This window comes from Rossellomorea sp. NS-SX7, assembly GCF_052828565.1.
Window position 1 is genome coordinate 2630979 of record NZ_CM128249.1, and the last position, 18534, is coordinate 2649512.

An 18534-nucleotide genomic window follows, 5' to 3' on the forward strand; every position below is an offset into this window, starting at 1 on the left:
ACTAAAGAGATTGAATCACAGTTTTCACGAAAGATCCCTCACCACAATGCGGGAACCCTCGACTTTTACGACTTTCACTTTTTGATTTACAGCGATATAGCCGCCCTCCGTCACTGCATCAATTCTTTCATCATCGATAATGATGGTACCAGATGGTCTTAACGGAGTTTTGGTTTCCCCAATCTTCCCAATGAGTTCAAGCCTGTTCGCATTCGAAACATAGCCGCTTTCGGTATTGGTTGAATCCTTCAAAATAATCTTATTGAATAGTTTCATCTTTTTACCAAACACCTTTACAAATATGATCATGGCAATCACAGCAATGAATAACGCGATAAGAATGGAAATTCCCATTTGCATAAGGTTGCCTCCTGCCATCATGATACTGCCGAGTACTGCAGCAACTCCGAGCCCTCCGGCTATCCCTCCCGGTAGGAAGAATTCTGCTGCTATCAGTATGATCCCTATCACAAACAGAATGATGGTCTCATATCCGGCCAGCCCTGCCACTAAATGTCCGTAGAAAAATAACAGCAATGACGCAAGCCCAATGGAACCCGCTACACCGAATCCCGGTGAATACAACTCAACCACTAACCCCAGGCTTGCCAAAGATAATAATATCGGAACCACGATGGGATTCGTGATGAACCTTGCCAGTTTTTCAGCAAAGGTTTCCTCCACTACATGAACCGAGGATTCATCGACCCCAAGCTCTTTGTACAATTGGTCCAGATTATTGACGGTACCCTCTGAGTAGCCGACTTGTTGTGCTTCCTTTGCACCAAGCGTCAGCAATTCCCCTTTTTCAATGCCAAGCTCAGGAATCTCAACTGATTCGTCAGCCATGGCGAGTGCATAAAGAGGATCTCTGCCGCTTGATTCAGCAGCACTTTTCATGGCAGACAGCCAGTAGCTCTGTGCTTTTTTATCCGCTGCATTCCCCGCCTGATCGATGACGGCCGCAGAACCTATATGCCCATTCGGGACCATATAGATTTCATCTGCATGAAGGGCGATGAAGGCCCCTGCTGATAATGCATTATTGTTGACGAAAGCAACCGTATCAGCTTCCACTCCATCGAGCAGCTGTCCGATATCCCCAGCAGCGTCCACCAGGCCTCCAGGAGTATCGATATCAAAAATGATGGTTTCCGCCTGATTGTCCTCAGCATCCTCCAATGCTCGCTGAAGGAATGCATGCAGCCCTTTTTCTACTTCTTTTTGAATGGGTACAACATATACTTTTTTATCTTGTTCAGCGAGTCCGGACACCGGAAGCAGAAAACTGAACCCAAGGATCATCATATAAAAGATCAGTATACCTCTTCTCACCTTAACCCCCTCGTTTCAATCATATTCCTTGATAGTTTATGTACGAATGAATCATCTTAATAGTTTCATCTTTTTTTAAAAAAAGGTTCAGATGAATTCCATGCATTGCTCCGCATTCGGAATGCGGCCGGTGAGCCTCCTCATCATGCTTGCACCCCAGCCGTCACATGTATCGTTTTAAGACAACATTCATGGCCACAAAAATTCATCTCCATTCAGCAGTCATGAAAAGCCTTTCATCGAAGCCATAAAAAAACCGAGAAACTGACAGCTTCTCGGTTTTGGTTGTTATGATAGATGTTGAAGAACAAGTTTGTTGACGAGAGCTCCATCTGCTTTCCCTTTAACTTTAGGCATGATAGCCCCCATCACTTTGCCCATCTCAGCTTTTGAAGAAGCACCGACTTCAGCCATCGTTTCTTGAACGATTGCAGAAATCTCTTCTTCAGAAAGCTGTTTCGGCATATATATTTCGACGTAAGTCAGTTCTGCTTGAATTTTTTCAGCAAGATCATCACGACCCGCATTCGTAAATTCATGGAGGGAGTCTTTCCGTTGCTTGACTTCTCTAGAAAGGACAGTCAACTCTTCGTCTTCAGAGAGCTCCTGCTTTCCAAACTTGATGGCTTCATTTTGAAGTGAAGCTTTAAGCATGCGGATAACAGAAAGTTTCTCTTTTTCTTTATTTTTCATCGCTTGTTTCATATCATCATTTAAACGATTGAGAAGACTCATGGTTACACCCTCTCTTAGAACTTACGCTTTCTTGCAGCTTCTGATTTCTTTTTGCGTTTTACGCTTGGCTTTTCATAAAATTCGCGCTTTCTAAACTCTTGTAAAGTTCCTGTTTTAGAAACTGAGCGTTTGAAGCGACGAAGAGCATCTTCAAGCGATTCGTTTTTACGAACAACTGTTTTTGACATCTCTCTTTCCCTCCCTCCGAACACACTACACTTACATGTTCAAGTCAAGAAAATGGATTGTACCATTTTTCCCAAGACGAATATTCGCCCTTTACTTTACCAATAGCTTTGGCTTAGCCCTTGTTACTTTGTCACAAGGGGACAGAAAGTGTATGTCTTTCTTGGATGAATTCTTTAAATAATAAAGAAATCCATGTACTTTGCCATTATAATATATGTCTCCGTATAGGTCAACAATTTATGAATAATTGCTTGTATTATTAGGCATGTCTTCCTCTTTACTCCCATACATTAGTGGTAAGTATGCACCGGAGTGGGAGGGACGCTCATGATTTTGAATCTTTTATTATTCACACTGCTTATCAGTTGCTTTTTATTAGGAATGCTTTGGCTTCGGTCGGGATTGTTTCAGATCGCAAGCATGAAAGTGAAGAAATGGCTTCATTTTTTGACGGACACACCTGCCAAGGGGGCTGCAACAGGGACAGTCGTGACCGCCTTCATACACAGCAGCTCTGCAGTGATGGTGCTGACGGTCGGCCTTGCCTCATCCGGGATCATCCCATTCAGACAAACCATCGGAATCATGCTCGGTTCGAATATCGGGACTACGTTTACACTCGAAATGTTTACGTTAAATATGAATTATCTCATCGCACCTTCCATCATCATCGGATGCGCACTGCTCGCTTTCAAGAAAGATACGATCAGAAGTACTGGTTTGATCTTTACCGGCTTCGGTCTGATTTTTGCCTCTATACAGGGAATTCAGTGGGTAGCGACACCTTTGACCACCCATCCGCTGCTTCATGCTTACATAGAAAAAATGAACAGTCATATACTGATTGCACTGCTCATCGGGTGTATACTGACCGCCCTCATTCAATCAAGTACGGTGGTTACAGGAGTCACAATGGGATTCCTGGCTGCACAGTCTATCGATCTGCATGCTGGCATCGCCATCATGCTCGGGGCAAATATCGGGACATGCATCACCGCATTCATCGCAAGCATAGGCGGAGGAATCCAAGCACGGCTAACCGCTTTCGCCCATATTTGGTTGAATGTCATCGGCGTCCTGGTCTTCATCCCGCTTATTCCTTTATTGGGTACAATCGTTCAGAAGCTTGCAAGCTCCCCTGACATGCAGCTTGCCCACGCAAGTGTGATCTTCAACATACTCTGCTCGCTGGTGGTACTGCCTTTTGCTTATAAATTTGCCCGGTTTATAGAGCGGGTGCATCTGGGGCGATGAGCTGGAGGTGTTTAGAAGGCGTACAGGGTAAAAGCAGATAGATTTTGGCATGGTTCAAGGGATGGTTTCGAATCCTCCTGCAAAAATAGAAAAAGCCGGATGAACAGAATCCATCCGGCTTCGAGTTATTGATTAATAATCAGAATCACTTGTTAAACCTTGTACAATTTTCACACCTGAGCTTGCCCCAAGACGAGTGGCACCTGCGTCGATCATTGCCTGTGCATCTTCTGCAGAACGCACTCCGCCAGAAGCTTTCACACCGATGTCAGGTCCAACTGTCTTTCTCATTAGCGCGATATCTTCCACAGTCGCACCGCCAGTAGAGAATCCAGTTGATGTTTTCACATAATCAGCACCTGCTTCGACTGATAGTTCGCAAGCTTTCACTTTTTCTTCATCAGTCAATAGGCAAGTTTCAATGATCACTTTAGATAATGCCTTGCCTTTTGAAGCTGCAACAACCGCTTCGATGTCACGCTTCACAAGATCATAATCGCCGCTCTTCATGGCACCGATATTGATGACCATGTCCACTTCAGTCGCACCTTTTTCAATGGCATCTTTCGTTTCGAAAGCCTTTGTTTCAGGAGTTGAAGCACCTAAAGGGAAACCAATTACAGTACAAACTTTAACATCCGTACCTTGTAAAAGTTCGCTTGAATAGTTCACCCAAGTAGGATTCACGCATACAGATGCGAATTTAAATTCTTTTGCTTCCTGGCAAATAACCTCAACTTGTTCTTTCGTTGATTCTGGTTTAAGTAAAGTATGATCGATCATACTTGCAATATTTACAGTCATATTATCTCTCCTTTAGCAGTTGTACGTACCTCTTATATCATATCAAATCATAGGATAAAAAACGAGGTTTTCTTTTATTATGTCCAATTATTCTTATGAAATTTATTATTGTTGAAAGTGTTTACATGTTTCAGCTGGAATCATTAAACTTTGAGCTTCTCTTTTAATGAATATTTTCAATGGAATCGTTCCCATCAAAGTTTAAATTGAATAACAAGCCATTTCCTTCTTCGTGCAAACTAACCCCCTTTAGATATCCGCATTTTTAATTTAAGTACAACCCAAAAAGGCTGCATCGTCGATAATCGACCACGCAGCCTTTTTTAAAGTCATTATTTTATACGATAAACTCTCGCTTCGTATGGTTTTAAAGTTAACGTATCCGTTAAAGTATGTGCTCCTGAATCATGATTGGTCAAAAGCAAATGCTCAGATGATACCTTAAATTCCAGTTCGCAGACAGCCTCTTTTGTAGAAAGGTTCGTCACTACTAGCATTTTGTCGTTTTCACCTGTGCGTGTATACGCATAGATTTGCTCGTCTTCAGGAAGAAGCAAATCGTATGTCCCATACGTGAAGACATCTTCACTTTTCTTAAGGGAAATCATCTTCTTGTAGAATGACAGGATTGAATTTCCATCTTGTTCCTGTGCTTTCACATTGATGGTTGTGTAATTCGGATTCACTTTCATCCATGGTGTACCGGTTGTAAAACCGCTGTTTTCTTCGTCTGACCACTGCATCGGTGTACGGCTGTTATCTCGTGAGGAAGCCCAGATGATTTCCATAATGTCTTGATGCTTCACGCCTTCTTCACGTTTTAACCGGTACAGGTTCTTCACCGCGACATCGTCATAGTCTTCGATTGAAGGGAATTGTACATTTGTCATCCCTATTTCCTGACCTTGATAGATGAACGGTGTCCCCTGCATGAGGAAATACATCGCAGCCATTGCAGTGGCACTTTCTTTCCAGTATTCTTTATCATTTCCCCAGGTTGACACTACGCGCGGCTTGTCGTGATTCTCGATGAACAGTGCATTCCATCCATTTCCTTCAAGCCCTTTTTGCCAACGGGTCAGCACTTTCTTCAGTTCGACGATATCCAGATCCGGATTTGTTTCAGCATCCCATAATCCCAGGTGCTCGAATTGGAAGATCATATCCATCTTACCATTTTCTTTGCCTACCCAGAGCTCCGCTTCATCAGCTTTTACTCCATTTGCTTCGCCGACCGTCATGACATCATAATTTGCATACGTGCGATCTTTAAACTCTTGTAAGAAGGTATGAATGCCTTTTTGATTCATGTGCATATCAAACGACGAAACATATTTTTTCTTTTTAGGGTTCGGCATATCTGGAAGACCCCTACGCTTCTTGATATGACTGATTGCATCAATACGGAATCCGTCGATTCCTTTATCGAGCCACCAGTTTACTGTGTCATACAATGCATCTCTTACTTCTTCTTTTTCCCAATTCAGGTCCGGCTGCTTCGTGGAAAACACGTGTAGGAAGTACTGGTCGGTCTTCTCGTCATATTTCCAGGCAGATCCACCAAAAATACTTTCCCAGTTGTTGGGTTCTTTTCCTCCCTTGCCGTCGCGCCAAATATACCAGTCTCGCTTAGGGTTGTCCTTCGAACTTGCTGATTCGATGAACCAGGGATGTTCGTCACTTGTATGATTGAGGACCAGGTCGATGATCAGTTTCATATCACGACGGTGAACCTCTTCCAATAATTGATTGAAATCTTCCATCGTTCCAAAGTCTTCCATGATATCCTGATAATCAGAAATATCATAGCCATTGTCATCGTTAGGGGATTTATACATCGGGCAGATCCAAATGACATCTACGCCCAAATCTTTAATATAATCTAATCGCTGTATGACTCCTTGAAGATCTCCGATTCCATCCCCATTTGAATCCTGAAAACTTCTAGGATAGATTTGATAGCCTACAGCTTCTCTACGCCATGCCTTTTCCATCATAACACCTCATCGAATTATTATATGATACAAACGCTTACATTTTGTTCGTTGTGAACAAACCATTTCAGCTTATCACTCATATGGTATACATTATGCGCAATCGTTTGCACTAAATAGCTAAAAAAAAAGAATACATACTTTAATATGGACATTTCTAGTTTACAACCTAATTTCTTACTTAGCAATAGTTATTTTTTAGTTAGCCGGGTTGTTTGTCATTTTCATTCTAATTTTTTCAAGTATCGGTAACTATACCTCTAATTGTCTTCTGCTTTTTAGATTCATTCTCATCAGATCATGAATTTAGAATTTGGAGCGTAAATCTTAGAAATGGATCATACACGATGATCTCCTCTCAAAAATCCCTCTTCATTCCACTGAAGCAACAAAAATAATAAATTTCTCCTTAAAAATGCTAAAAAACAGAATCCCTCCAAAAGCTCTCGGCTCTTGAAAGAATTCTGTATGAAAAAATTATATCACGGCTTTTTCGCCATTACTTTCATTCTGCTCTTCCAAAACACGGACGAACTGGCCTTCATTCAGCGGATAGCCTGCTTTGGTAATCTTCACTCTTACAAGCTGACCAACCATTTCCTCTGTAGCAGGGAAGACAACTTTCAAGTAATTATCCGTATAACCGACATAGCGGCCATCATCATGTACTTCTTCAGGGATGATTTCAAGCACTTCATCCTCAAATCCTGAAGCGTATTCTTTTGCCAGTTGATTGGATAATTCAATCAGGCGGTGAACACGTTCGTTTTTTACATCTTCATCAATCTGATCGTCCATGCGTGCAGCCGGCGTACCGGTACGTTTGGAATACGGGAATACATGAAGCTCTGAAAACTTATGTTCTTTTATGAAGTTATATGTCTCCATGAACTCTTCTTCGGTTTCACCGGGGAACCCGACGATTACATCCGAAGTGACTGCCAAGCCCGGCAGTGCTTTTTTAAGCTTCTCCAGTCTTTCCGCAAAGAATTCCATCGTGTACTTTCTGCGCATTCTCTTCAGGACAGTATTTGAGCCTGATTGCAGAGGTACGTGAAGGTGACGGACCACGATATTCGATTGATCGATCACTTCAATTACTTCATCTGTTAATTGACTTGCTTCAATGGACGAAATTCGGATCCGCTTTAATCCTTTTACGTTTTGCTCCAGGTCGCGAAGAAGCATAGCAAGGTTATAATCTTTCATGTCTTCTCCATATCCGCCAGTATGAATTCCAGTCAGGACGATTTCCTTGTAGCCTGCATCAACAAGCTGCTGTGCCTGTTTCACCACTTCTTCAGGGTCGCGTGATCTCATCAAACCGCGGGCCCAAGGGATGATACAGAATGTACAGAAATTATTGCAGCCTTCCTGGATCTTCAAGGAAGCACGTGTACGATCCGTAAAAGCAGGTACATCCAGTTCTTCATATACACGGTTCTTCATGATATTTGTTACGCCATTGATAGGTTGGCGCTCTTGTTTGTATTCCTCGATATACGTCAACATCTTGCGGCGATCCTGTGTACCAACCACGACGTCCACGCCAGGGATCGCCATGATTTCACCTGGGGATGTCTGTGCATAACAGCCGGTGACACAGATGACGCCGTCCGGATTTTTTCTTATCGCCCGGCGGATGACCTGTCTGCTTTTCTTGTCTCCCGTATTCGTTACAGTACATGTATTGATGACATAAACATCAGCTATTGAATCATAGTCGACACGTTCATATCCATCTTCTTTAAATAATTGCCAAATGGCTTCGGTTTCATAGTGGTTCACTTTACAACCCAATGTGTGAAACGCTACTGATGGCATTCTTAATCACCTCATTAATTCTAATTGATAGCTTATGGCTGAAAGGACATACAACGGGGCTGTTTCGGTCCGTAATATTCTGGGACCGAGCCCGCACACTAAGAAGCCTTCATTCCTGCAAAGATCTATTTCTTTTTCAGTCAGGCCGCCTTCCGGGCCGAATACAACCAGGATACTCTGTCCATCTTCGGCAGAACTCAACGCTTTAGAGAGGTTTCCTTTTTCTCCTGACCTTGCCTCTTCTTCATAAGCCACAAGTGTATAGTCAAATTGTTTACTCAGTGTCAGTAATTGTTTAAATGAAACAGGCGGGGATACAGCAGGAACAATATTTCTGTGAGACTGTTCTGCTGCTTCCTTCACGATTTTTTCCCAGCGATCAAGTTTCTTTTTCGCTTTTTTCTCATCCCATTTCACGATGGAGCGATCCGCGTTAAAAGGGATAAATTGATCCGCTCCAAGCTCCGTACCCTTTTGGAAGATTAACTCCAATTTATCCCCTTTCGGCAGCCCGCTCGCAATAGCCACCTTGACAGGAAGCTCTTTCGTCTCTGTTTCCCATTCTACTACTCTGACTTCGAGATAGTCACTGGAAATCGTTTCAATACGGGCAACAGCCGAGGAATGATCAGGGAAGACGACAAAGATGCGGTCATCTTCTTTCATCCTCATGACACGTACGATATGATGATAATCTTCGCCTGTAATCACAACCGGCACATCTTCAGTGTATCGATCGTTAATAAAATATCGCTGCATACTGCTTCACTCCAACGTTTATTCCTTGCTATGCGTTTTTTCTAAAAGGGTAAAAGGGCCTACTCTAAAGGCTTTTTTGCTATAATGGCAACCCAGTCTTCCATTACCATTACTTCTTCAATCAAGAATCCTGCTGCTTCCAATGAATCCTTGACCTGCTGTTTCTTAGGCTGAATGATTCCGGATGTGATGAAATATCCGCCCGGCTTCACAAGTTCATACGCGTCCTCTGTAAATCGGAGGATGATTTCAGCTAATATATTCGCCACAATTACATCAGACTGCCCGGTTATGCCATTCAAGAGATTATTTTGATCAACTTTTACACTGTTCTGCACTTTATTCAGCTTCACATTTAATCGGGCTGATCTGACAGCAACCTCGTCCAGATCATATGCTTTTACTTCTGAAGCAGACAGTAGTGCAGCAGCAATCGATAATACGCCTGAACCCGTACCAACATCTATCACAGAGTCTTCCGGCTTCACGATGCGCTCAAGTGCCTGGATGCACATGACAGTAGTCGGATGTGTGCCTGTACCAAAGGCCATTCCCGGATCAAGTTCGATAATCAATTCATCGCTGTGCACAGGGGAATAATCCTCCCATGTCGGCACAATCGTGAATTTATCGGAAATCTTAACCGGGTGGTAGTATTTCTTCCAGGCAGTTGCCCACTCCTCTTCATTCACTTCTGATATTTCCACTTTGTTTTGACCAATATCAATATCATACGTTACGAGATTCGTGATACCCTGCTTGATTTCTTCCACTGTTTCACCAAGAAAACTGTTCACGGGCAAATAGGCTTTCACCAATACACCTTCACTTGGATAATCCTCAGGATTGAGTTGGTAGATCTCCCCAAACATATCCTCTCTTTCTTTAATCAGGTCAAACGGGTCTTCGATGACGACTCCGCTTGCCCCTGATTCATGCAGGATATGTGAGACTGGTTCAATTGCTTCATTTGTAGTAAGGATACTGATTTCTGACCATTTCATTGATCTACCAACTCCGTTCTGAGTTATTCGCCTTTAAAGGCTTTTTTTACTTTGTCAAAAAAGCTTTCGTGCTGTTCATCCGGCACCTGTCCGCTGATATCAGCAAATTCTCTTAAAAGCTGCTTTTGTTTTTCCGTTAATTTTGTAGGTGTGACAACTTTCACTTGTACATGCTGGTCTCCAGTGCCATACCCTCGTACATTAGGCACTCCCTTGCCTTTCAGTCTGAACCTGGTACCTGTCTGTGTTCCAGCCGGCACCTTCAGTTTGACCTTGCCATGCAATGTAGGGACTTCAATTTCATCCCCCAGAGCCGCTTGTGCAAAAGTGACAGGCATTTCACAGTAGATGTCATCACCGTTCCGCTCAAAGAAATCATGTGAACGCACATGGAAGACGACATAGAGGTCTCCTGGAGGACCACCATTCACTCCGGGCTCTCCTTGCCCCGTCACTCGAAGCTGCTGTCCATCATCAATTCCTGCCGGGATTTTCACATTGATTTTTCTGCGTTTCTGAACTTTACCAGCTCCGCCGCATGTAGAACACTTTTCTTTGATCTCTTTACCCGTACCATTACAGTAATGACACACACGTCTATTGACAATGCGGCCGAACGGAGTATTCTGTTCAACATTCAATTGACCCGATCCATTACAATGTGAACATGTGCTGACCTTCGTTCCAGGTTTCGCACCTGAACCGTGGCATGTGTCGCACTCTTCTTCTTTCGGTATTTCGATCTCGGTATCTTTTCCGAACACGGCCTCTTCGAATTTTAGAGACATCGTATACTGAAGATCAGCCCCTTGTCTAGGTGCGTTCGGGTCTCTTCTACGGCCTCCGCCGCCACCGAAGAATGTATTGAAAATATCTTCAAAGCCTCCGAAACCGCCGCCTCCAAAGTCGGAACCGCCGCCGAAGCCCTGGTTTGGATCTGTGTGACCGAAGCGATCATATTGAGCACGCTTTTGTTCATCACTCAACACTTCATATGCTTCAGATAATTCTTTGAATTTTTGGTCTGCATCCGCCTCTTTATTAATATCCGGATGATATTTTTTTGAGAGTTTGCGGTATGCTTTTTTTATTTCATCTTTTGAGGCGCCTTTTCCGACACCCAGAACTTCATAATAGTCCCGTTTACTCATAAAAACACCACTCCCGAATCATTTGCATAAAGGTTATTTTAACATTGAGCTCCATTGATTATCAATAAAAACAATAGAAACGTTATGAAATATACATACTCATAGAAAAAGCCAAAGCCAAGAACCGTCCTGACTTTGACTTTTTGCTTTCGTTACACTTATTTCTTATCGTCGTTTACTTCTTCGTATTCAGCGTCAACAACATCATCGTCTTGCTTCGCTTGACCTTCTTCACCTTGAGCAGCCTGTGCTTCTGCCTGAGCTTGCTCATAAAGCTTCATTGTCAATGCTTGAACGATTTCCTGAAGTGCATCTTTCTTTTCACGGATAAGATCAAGATCATCTTTTTCGATCGCTTCTTTAAGTTCTGCTTTCGCATCTTCCGCTTTTTTCACTTCTGCTTCGTCGACTTTGCCTTCAAGGTCTTTAAGTGTTTTCTCCGTTTGGAATACCAGTTGGTCCGCTTCGTTGCGAAGTTCAACTTCTTCCTTGCGCTGTTTATCAGCTTCTGCGTTTTCTTCCGCTTCTTTCACCATGCGTTCTACTTCATCTTCAGAAAGTCCTGTAGAAGATTTGATGGTAATGTTTTGCTCTTTACCTGTTCCAAGGTCTTTCGCACTTACATTGACGATACCGTTTTTATCAATATCGAATTTAACTTCGATTTGAGGTACTCCGCGTGGTGCAGGCGGGATATCAGATAATTGGAAACGGCCCAGCGTTTTGTTATCTGCTGCCATCGGACGCTCACCTTGAAGTACATGGATATCAACAGCAGTCTGATTGTCAGCGGCAGTTGAGAATACCTGTGATTTAGATGTCGGGATCGTTGTATTTCGCTCAATCAGCTTCGTTGATACACCGCCCATTGTTTCAATACCAAGAGAAAGTGGTGTAACGTCAAGTAATACAACGTCTTTAACGTCTCCAGTAAGAACTCCACCTTGGATTGCAGCACCCATCGCTACAACTTCGTCAGGGTTCACACCTTTAGAAGGTTCTTTACCAGTTTCTTTTCTGATCGCTTCTTGAACTGCCGGGATACGAGTCGAACCACCAACAAGGATGATTTTATCGATTTCGCTTGCAGAAAGACCTGCATCTTTCATAGCTTGGCGAGTTGGTCCCATTGTGCGTTCTACAAGATCAGAAGAAAGTTCTTCAAATTTAGCTCTTGTCAAGTTCACTTCCAAGTGAAGAGGACCTGCTTCACCAGCTGTGATGAAAGGAAGTGAGATTTGTGTTGAAGTAACACCTGAAAGATCTTTCTTCGCTTTCTCTGCAGCGTCTTTAAGGCGTTGAAGAGCCATTTTGTCTTTGGACAGGTCAATGCCGTTTTCTTTCTTGAATTCAGCTACCAGGTGGTCGATGATCACTTGGTCGAAGTCATCTCCACCAAGACGGTTGTCACCGGCAGTTGAGCGTACTTCGAATACACCGTCGCCAAGTTCAAGGATGGATACGTCAAATGTACCGCCACCAAGGTCATAGACAAGGATCGTTTGATCTTCATCCATTTTATCCAAACCGTATGCAAGTGCAGCAGCAGTAGGTTCGTTGATGATACGTTCAACTTCAAGACCGGCAATTTTACCAGCGTCTTTTGTTGCTTGACGTTCAGCATCATTGAAGTAAGCAGGTACTGTGATGACCGCTTTTTCGACTTTTTCGCCAAGATAGTCTTCTGCATATGACTTTAAGTGCTGAAGAATCATTGCTGAGATTTCCTGTGGTGTATATTCTTTACCTTCAGCTTCCACTTTGTGATCTGTTCCCATGTGGCGCTTCACTGAAATGATTGTGTTCGGGTTCGTAATTGCTTGACGTTTCGCAACTTCCCCTACTTGCTTTTCACCATTTTTAAATGCAACGACTGAAGGAGTCGTACGGTTACCTTCCGCATTTGCAATTACTTTTGGTTCTCCGCCCTCAAGAACAGATACACAAGAGTTTGTTGTTCCTAAGTCAATACCGATAATTTTACTCATCGTCATTATACCTCCCTATAAATATGTAATGTCTATTATTGGTTTACTTTTACCATGGATGGACGGATTACTCTGTCCTTAAGCTTGTAACCTTTTTGGAACTCTTCCACGACGATATTGCTGCCGTAGTTTTCATCTTCCGTCTGCATTACAGCCTGATGAAGATGCGGATCAAATTCCTGACCTACAGCTTCAATCGGTTCAACGCCTTCCTTCTTCAATGCTTCGATCAGGCTTCTGTGAACCATTTCCATTCCTTGAAGCAGTGTTTTCGTTTGATCATTATCAACTTCTATATTTAAGGCACGTTCAAAATTATCCAGTGCCGGTAAAAGTTCAGTGATAAGAGATTGAGCACGATATTTTTCCTTCGCTTCGCTTTCTGCATTCATGCGGCGGCGGAAATTATCAAAGTCTGCTCTTAATCGAAGATAACGATTTTCAGATTCATCAAGCTTTTCCTGTAGTTGTGAAAGCTCATCTGATTCTTGTTCCTCAGATTCCTGAGGCTCTTCGGCGAATACTTCCTCAACAACTTCTTCGTTGTCAGCCTTCGCTTGTTCTTCCTGCCCATTCTTTGTTTCTTCAGACATCACGTTCACCTCCTTAAAATACATGAAGCATTTTTCCGTAACAAAGGCGCGGAATCCAGTGGTTCCGGGCCTGTTAATCCTTTATACAATATGTCCACTAATCATTGCTTTGATACAGCTTCGTCAAGACCTGGGACATATCGTTTGAAAAGAAATCAAGTAAACTTACAACCCTCGAATATTCCATTCGGGTCGGTCCGATGATTGCAATGGAACCTAATTGCTCTTTACCTATAGAATAAGTTGCGGTTATGAGACTGCAATTCTCCATAGCAAGATGATTATTTTCTTTCCCGATTTTAATGTTCAATCCGGATGCCGATGGCCGGATGAGATTATAGATGCTCTCTTCCTGCTCGATCATTTCAAGCAGCATCCGCACTTTATGCACGTCATTGAACTCGGGTTGATTCAGCATATTTGTCTTGCCGCCAAAGAACAACTTGTCGGTAACGGTTGAGTTGATGGAGTCCGTAATCGAATGCAGGATAAAATCATAGTTCTGGATGTGTTCTTTTAACAGAATGGCCACTTCTTTAAAGATTTTATCGTTTAATTCGTGTATTGGTACTCCTGTTAAACGGTCGTTCAGGATATGAACGAGTTTTTCAAGTTCGGCAGCATCCATCGTCGGCGGAATATGGAACAATTTATTTTCTACATGTCCATTATCCGTTACGATGATGGCAATGGCAGTATCCTTATTCAGTGGGACAAGCTGGATTTTCTTCAGTTTGTTTTCCTTCAATTCAGGTCCCAATACGATGGTAGTATAGTTCGTCAGCTCAGAAAGGATCTTAGCCGACCTCTGTACGACTTTCTCCAATTCATATATTCTTTCTGAAAAGATAGACCGCAGTGCATGCATATCTTTCTTCTGCAATTTCTGAGGAGAAAGCAAATGATCCACATAATAGCGATATCCTTTTTCAGAAGGGACCCTTCCTGAAGAAGTATGGGTCTTTTCAATGAACCCCAGCTCCTCCAGATCCGCCATTTCATTCCGGATGGTAGCAGAACTGAATGAAATCTCATCCTTTTTTGACAAGCTCCTTGAGCCGACAGGCTGAGCCGATAGGATAAAATCATCAATGATGACTTGAAGAATTAGAAGTTGTCGATCTGTTAACAACATTCATCACCTCTGTTAGCACTCTAATTAGATGAGTGCTAAATCTAATTAATAAATTATCAAATCAGATTGGGGATGTCAATATATTAGATTTTGTTTAATTAGTCTCTTAATTACAGTGTGCTATTCCACATCAGGCAGATTAATTGCCGCAGTTGATTTCCGTGCAAGACTCCGCTTTCCGCGGGTAGCCCGTGAGCCTCCTCGGCTTCGCCTGCGGGAAGAAAAGCGGAGGGGCTTTGCTCAGAGGCGGTTGGCATAAGGCGAATCGGCCACGAAGGCGTTTTTTGCCTTCTTGGCCGATTTGACTTATGACATGTGCCTCTAAGCCCCAGAGCTGGACAGGTCTCACATAAGCTACTCTTCCCGCAGGAGTCTACGTCTTGCACTCCAATCAACCGCTGGAACCGGTTAATAACCATAATGACTTTCAAGTCTTAGTTAAACTTTCTTGATTGATAACTTTCAATTCAAATTCAGCACACCCTAGATTACCCCCAGGAAAGATTGAAAAACTTCATTACCCAGGAAACGTCCCTGCTTTGTTAAAGCGACACGTTCATCGTCAACCAGAAGCAGTTTCCGGTTCTGCATTTCTTCTAGTGATGATTGAAAGACAGATTCGATTGAGCAGCCGAATTTTTCGGAGAAAGCATTTTTACTGACTCCTTCTACTTTTCGGAGGCCGAGGAACATTTCTTCTTCCATCATTTCTTCTCTGGTTACTTTATGTTCCTGGATTGTTGGCAGATCCCCTACTGAGATGGGTTCCATATATTTTTTCAAAGGACCGAAGTTTGAATAGCGTACTCCGTTTATATATCCGTGTGCACCTGCACCTAAACCATAATATTCATTGTTGTCCCAGTAGACCAGATTGTGTTTGCTTTCATAGCCTTCTTTGGCAAAATTACTGATTTCATATTGGTTGATGCCGTATTTCTCCATCGTTTCAATCAATACTTCATACATAGCCGCTTCCTGTTCCTGTGATGGGAGAGATAATTTGCCCTTACGCATCAGGTTATAAAAGACGGTCTTCGGCTCTACGATGAGCGAGTATGCTGAATAGTGAGGGAGCCCAAGTTCAAGAGCCTTTGTAAGTGTGTCCCTGAAGTCTTCTTCGGTCTGCTTGGGAAGGCTGTAAATCAAATCAATGCTGATGTTTGTAAAACCGACTTTCTGAGCCGCTTCCACTGAGGAATACACGTCCTTACTCTTGTGGCTTCTGCCGATTCCCTTCAGCAGTTCATCATTGAACGACTGGACACCGAAGCTTAATCGATTAACTCCATGTTCTTTCAAAACTCTGAGTTTGTCTTCCGTTAAATCCCCCGGGTTCGCCTCAAATGTGAACTCCCCTTGAGAAAACGGCAGATTATCCTTAATTTCCCTGCACAACTTATCCAATTGTTTGGCACTCAGGGCGGTAGGGGTACCGCCGCCAACGAAAATCGTGTCCAAATGATTATTTTTATTTACCCGCTGCTTCATTTCCCGTCCCAGCAATTCAAGATATTCATCTACCGGCTGTCCCTGCATGAATACTTTATTGAAATCGCAATAGTGGCAAATATGTTCACAAAACGGTATATGGATGTAAGCTGATTTCGCCATGTCTTTTCCCTCCTTTTACGGCAATCATAGAGAAAAGGGGGTAAGCAGAACTTGTGAGCCACAAGTCTCTTTCCCCCTTTATCCATAAAAAAATTATTTCTTTTCGGAATCGTCCATCTTCAGGACGGCCATGAATGCTTCCTGCGGAACTTCAACGGAACCGACTGATTTCATTCGCTTTTTACCTTCTTTTTGCTTTTCAAGAAGTTTACGTTTTCGTGAAATGTCACCGCCGTAACACTTAGCCAGTACATTCTTTCGCATGGCCTTAATCGTAGATCTCGCTACAATTTTTTGACCGATTGCTGCTTGAATAGGTACTTCAAAGTGTTGCCTTGGAATGAGGTCCTTCAGTTTTTCAACTATAAGTTTCCCGCGTTCGTATGCAAAATCCCTGTGAACGATGAAGCTCAAAGCATCTACGTTTTCAGAGTTCAATAAAATGTCCATCTTCACAAGCTTAGATTCCTTGTAGCCAATCAGTTCGTAATCAAAAGAGGCATATCCTTTTGTACTTGACTTTAGTTGGTCAAAGAAATCATACACAATCTCAGCCAGCGGGAGTTCATACACAATATTGACCCGGGTATCATCCATATATTGCATGTCAATGAAGTTGCCTCGTTTACCTTGGCAAAGCTCCATTACGGCTCCTACATAATCGTTCGGGACCATTACCGTCGCTTTGACGTAAGGTTCTTCTACAAAATCCACTTTTTGCGGATCAGGCATCATAGATGGATTGTCAACCTTCACTTCTTCCCCATCTGTAAGCTGAACATGATAGATTACGCTTGGTGCAGTCGTGATCAGGTCGATTTTGAATTCACGTTCAATACGCTCCTGGATGATTTCCATATGAAGCAGCCCCAAGAATCCGCAGCGGAATCCAAACCCAAGTGCCTGGGAAGTTTCCGGCTCGTATTGAAGAGCAGAGTCGTTCAATTCAAGTTTTTCCAGTGCTTCTCTAAGGTCGTTATAGCGATTTGAATCGATTGGGTACAGACCGCAATATACCATTGGATTTAAGCGGCGGTATCCAGGCAGCGCTTCTTGTGCAGGGTTTTTAGCAAGGGTGATTGTATCCCCCACACGGGTATCTCCGACATTCTTGATCGCTGCAGTCAAATACCCGACATCACCGACAGTCAGTTCTTGAAGTCCAGTGGCTTTTGGTGTAAATACACCCACTTCCGTTACTTCAAACTCTTTCCCTGTCGCCATCATACGGACCTTGTCTCCGACTTTGACGCTTCCTTCCATCACACGGATATAAGCAACAACCCCTCTATATGCATCATATAGGGAATCAAATATCAAAGCTTTTAACGGGGCATCGGGATCTCCTTGAGGTGCAGGAACCTTTTCAACGACCTGTTCAAGAATTTCTTCGATTCCAATCCCTGCCTTGGCTGAAGCAAGAACTGCTTCCGACGCATCCAGTCCGATTACGTCTTCCACTTCCTGACGCACCCGTTCAGGGTCTGCTGCCGGAAGGTCGATCTTATTGATGACCGGGAGTATTTCCAAGTCATTATCAAGTGCCAGATATACGTTGGCAAGCGTCTGGGCTTCGATTCCCTGAGCGGCATCGACTACGAGTACCGCCCCTTCACAAGCGGCGAGGCTCCGGGATACTTCGTATGTAAAATCGACATGTCCCGGTGTATCGATCAGATGAAAGATATATTCTTCGCCATCTTTCGCTTGATATTTCAACTGTACGGAATTCAATTTAATGGTGATTCCGCGTTCTCTTTCCAAATCCATTGAATCTAGTAATTGCTCTTTCATTTCACGCGCCGTCAACGCTTTTGTTTTCTCCAAAATACGATCGGCAAGCGTCGATTTACCATGATCTATATGGGCAATGATAGAGAAGTTTCTTATTTTCGATTGTCTTTTCAATTTTTCTTCACGGTTCATTCTTCGTTCAACTCCTGTTATATCCACACATGTACACTATGTTGAATTATAGCAGTACAGTATATATTATTCAATCTAAACCGGAAGGCTCGGGCTGGTAAAATGAAATATTAGTGGGGACGGCTGAATGACAGGCATGAGAAAATTCGACAAGTGGCACAATTATCTCGGAATCGGCACATTAAATGGAAAATAGGTACAATTATTCTGGGATCGGCACAATAAATTT

The 18534-nt window shown here is 43.0% G+C and carries 15 protein-coding genes; 1 reads left to right on the top strand and 14 read right to left on the bottom strand.

Annotated elements, in window-relative coordinates; translation table 11 throughout:
- Positions 1-24: 24 nt before the first annotated feature.
- The 3 genes from ACUXV2_RS13215 to rpsU all read right to left on the bottom strand — a co-directional run bounded on the left by ACUXV2_RS13215 (position 25) and on the right by rpsU (position 2258).
- A complete protein-coding gene (locus ACUXV2_RS13215; RefSeq protein ID WP_446243653.1) occupies positions 25-1335 on the bottom strand; it encodes an NfeD family protein in 1311 nt (436 codons plus the stop codon).
- 288 nt (positions 1336-1623) lie between these two features.
- Positions 1624-2070 (bottom strand): GatB/YqeY domain-containing protein, encoded by a 447-nt coding sequence (locus ACUXV2_RS13220; protein WP_446243654.1) that lies wholly within the window; start codon positions 2068-2070, stop codon positions 1624-1626.
- Between the two features lie 14 nt (positions 2071-2084).
- Positions 2085-2258, bottom strand: coding sequence for a 30S ribosomal protein S21 (gene rpsU, locus ACUXV2_RS13225; protein ID WP_032087602.1), 174 nt, complete (start codon positions 2256-2258; stop codon positions 2085-2087).
- 328 nt (positions 2259-2586) lie between these two features.
- Here rpsU and ACUXV2_RS13230 point away from each other — a divergent pair, with 328 nt between their 5' ends.
- The gene (locus ACUXV2_RS13230; RefSeq protein WP_446243655.1) at positions 2587-3513 is read left to right on the top strand and encodes a Na/Pi symporter; all 927 of its coding nucleotides are present in this window, start codon (positions 2587-2589) and stop codon (positions 3511-3513) included.
- Positions 3514-3645: 132 nt separating this feature from the next.
- Here the strand turns inward: ACUXV2_RS13230 and deoC are convergent, their stop codons facing one another.
- The 11 genes from deoC to lepA all read right to left on the bottom strand — a co-directional run bounded on the left by deoC (position 3646) and on the right by lepA (position 18305).
- Entirely contained in the window at positions 3646-4317 is a 672-nt protein-coding gene (gene deoC / locus ACUXV2_RS13235; protein ID WP_446243656.1) for a deoxyribose-phosphate aldolase, read from the bottom strand.
- A 332-nt stretch (positions 4318-4649) separates the two neighbouring features.
- The gene (locus ACUXV2_RS13240) at positions 4650-6311 is read right to left on the bottom strand and encodes a glycoside hydrolase family 13 protein (RefSeq protein ID WP_446243657.1); all 1662 of its coding nucleotides are present in this window, start codon (positions 6309-6311) and stop codon (positions 4650-4652) included.
- Positions 6312-6788: 477 nt separating this feature from the next.
- Positions 6789-8135 (bottom strand): tRNA (N(6)-L-threonylcarbamoyladenosine(37)-C(2))-methylthiotransferase MtaB, encoded by a 1347-nt coding sequence (gene mtaB / locus ACUXV2_RS13245; RefSeq protein WP_446243658.1) that lies wholly within the window; start codon positions 8133-8135, stop codon positions 6789-6791.
- A gap of 6 nt (positions 8136-8141) precedes the next feature.
- Positions 8142-8894: a 16S rRNA (uracil(1498)-N(3))-methyltransferase gene (locus ACUXV2_RS13250; protein WP_446243659.1), complete on the bottom strand. Its 753-nt coding sequence runs from the start codon at positions 8892-8894 to the stop codon at positions 8142-8144.
- Positions 8895-8953: 59 nt separating this feature from the next.
- A complete protein-coding gene (gene prmA, locus ACUXV2_RS13255) occupies positions 8954-9898 on the bottom strand; it encodes a 50S ribosomal protein L11 methyltransferase (RefSeq protein WP_446243660.1) in 945 nt (314 codons plus the stop codon).
- A 23-nt stretch (positions 9899-9921) separates the two neighbouring features.
- Positions 9922-11049 (bottom strand): molecular chaperone DnaJ, encoded by a 1128-nt coding sequence (dnaJ, locus tag ACUXV2_RS13260; RefSeq protein WP_446243661.1) that lies wholly within the window; start codon positions 11047-11049, stop codon positions 9922-9924.
- Positions 11050-11207: 158 nt separating this feature from the next.
- Positions 11208-13037, bottom strand: a complete 1830-nt coding sequence (gene dnaK, locus ACUXV2_RS13265; protein WP_446243662.1) for a molecular chaperone DnaK — start codon at positions 13035-13037, stop codon at positions 11208-11210.
- Positions 13038-13072: 35 nt separating this feature from the next.
- Complete coding sequence (gene grpE / locus ACUXV2_RS13270) at positions 13073-13630, bottom strand: nucleotide exchange factor GrpE (RefSeq protein WP_446243663.1); 558 nt, start codon at positions 13628-13630, stop codon at positions 13073-13075.
- Between the two features lie 97 nt (positions 13631-13727).
- Positions 13728-14762 (bottom strand): heat-inducible transcriptional repressor HrcA, encoded by a 1035-nt coding sequence (gene hrcA, locus ACUXV2_RS13275; protein WP_446243664.1) that lies wholly within the window; start codon positions 14760-14762, stop codon positions 13728-13730.
- Between the two features lie 486 nt (positions 14763-15248).
- Positions 15249-16379: a radical SAM family heme chaperone HemW gene (gene hemW, locus ACUXV2_RS13280; protein ID WP_446243665.1), complete on the bottom strand. Its 1131-nt coding sequence runs from the start codon at positions 16377-16379 to the stop codon at positions 15249-15251.
- A gap of 93 nt (positions 16380-16472) precedes the next feature.
- Positions 16473-18305: a translation elongation factor 4 gene (lepA, locus tag ACUXV2_RS13285; protein WP_446243666.1), complete on the bottom strand. Its 1833-nt coding sequence runs from the start codon at positions 18303-18305 to the stop codon at positions 16473-16475.
- Positions 18306-18534: the final 229 nt, after the last annotated feature.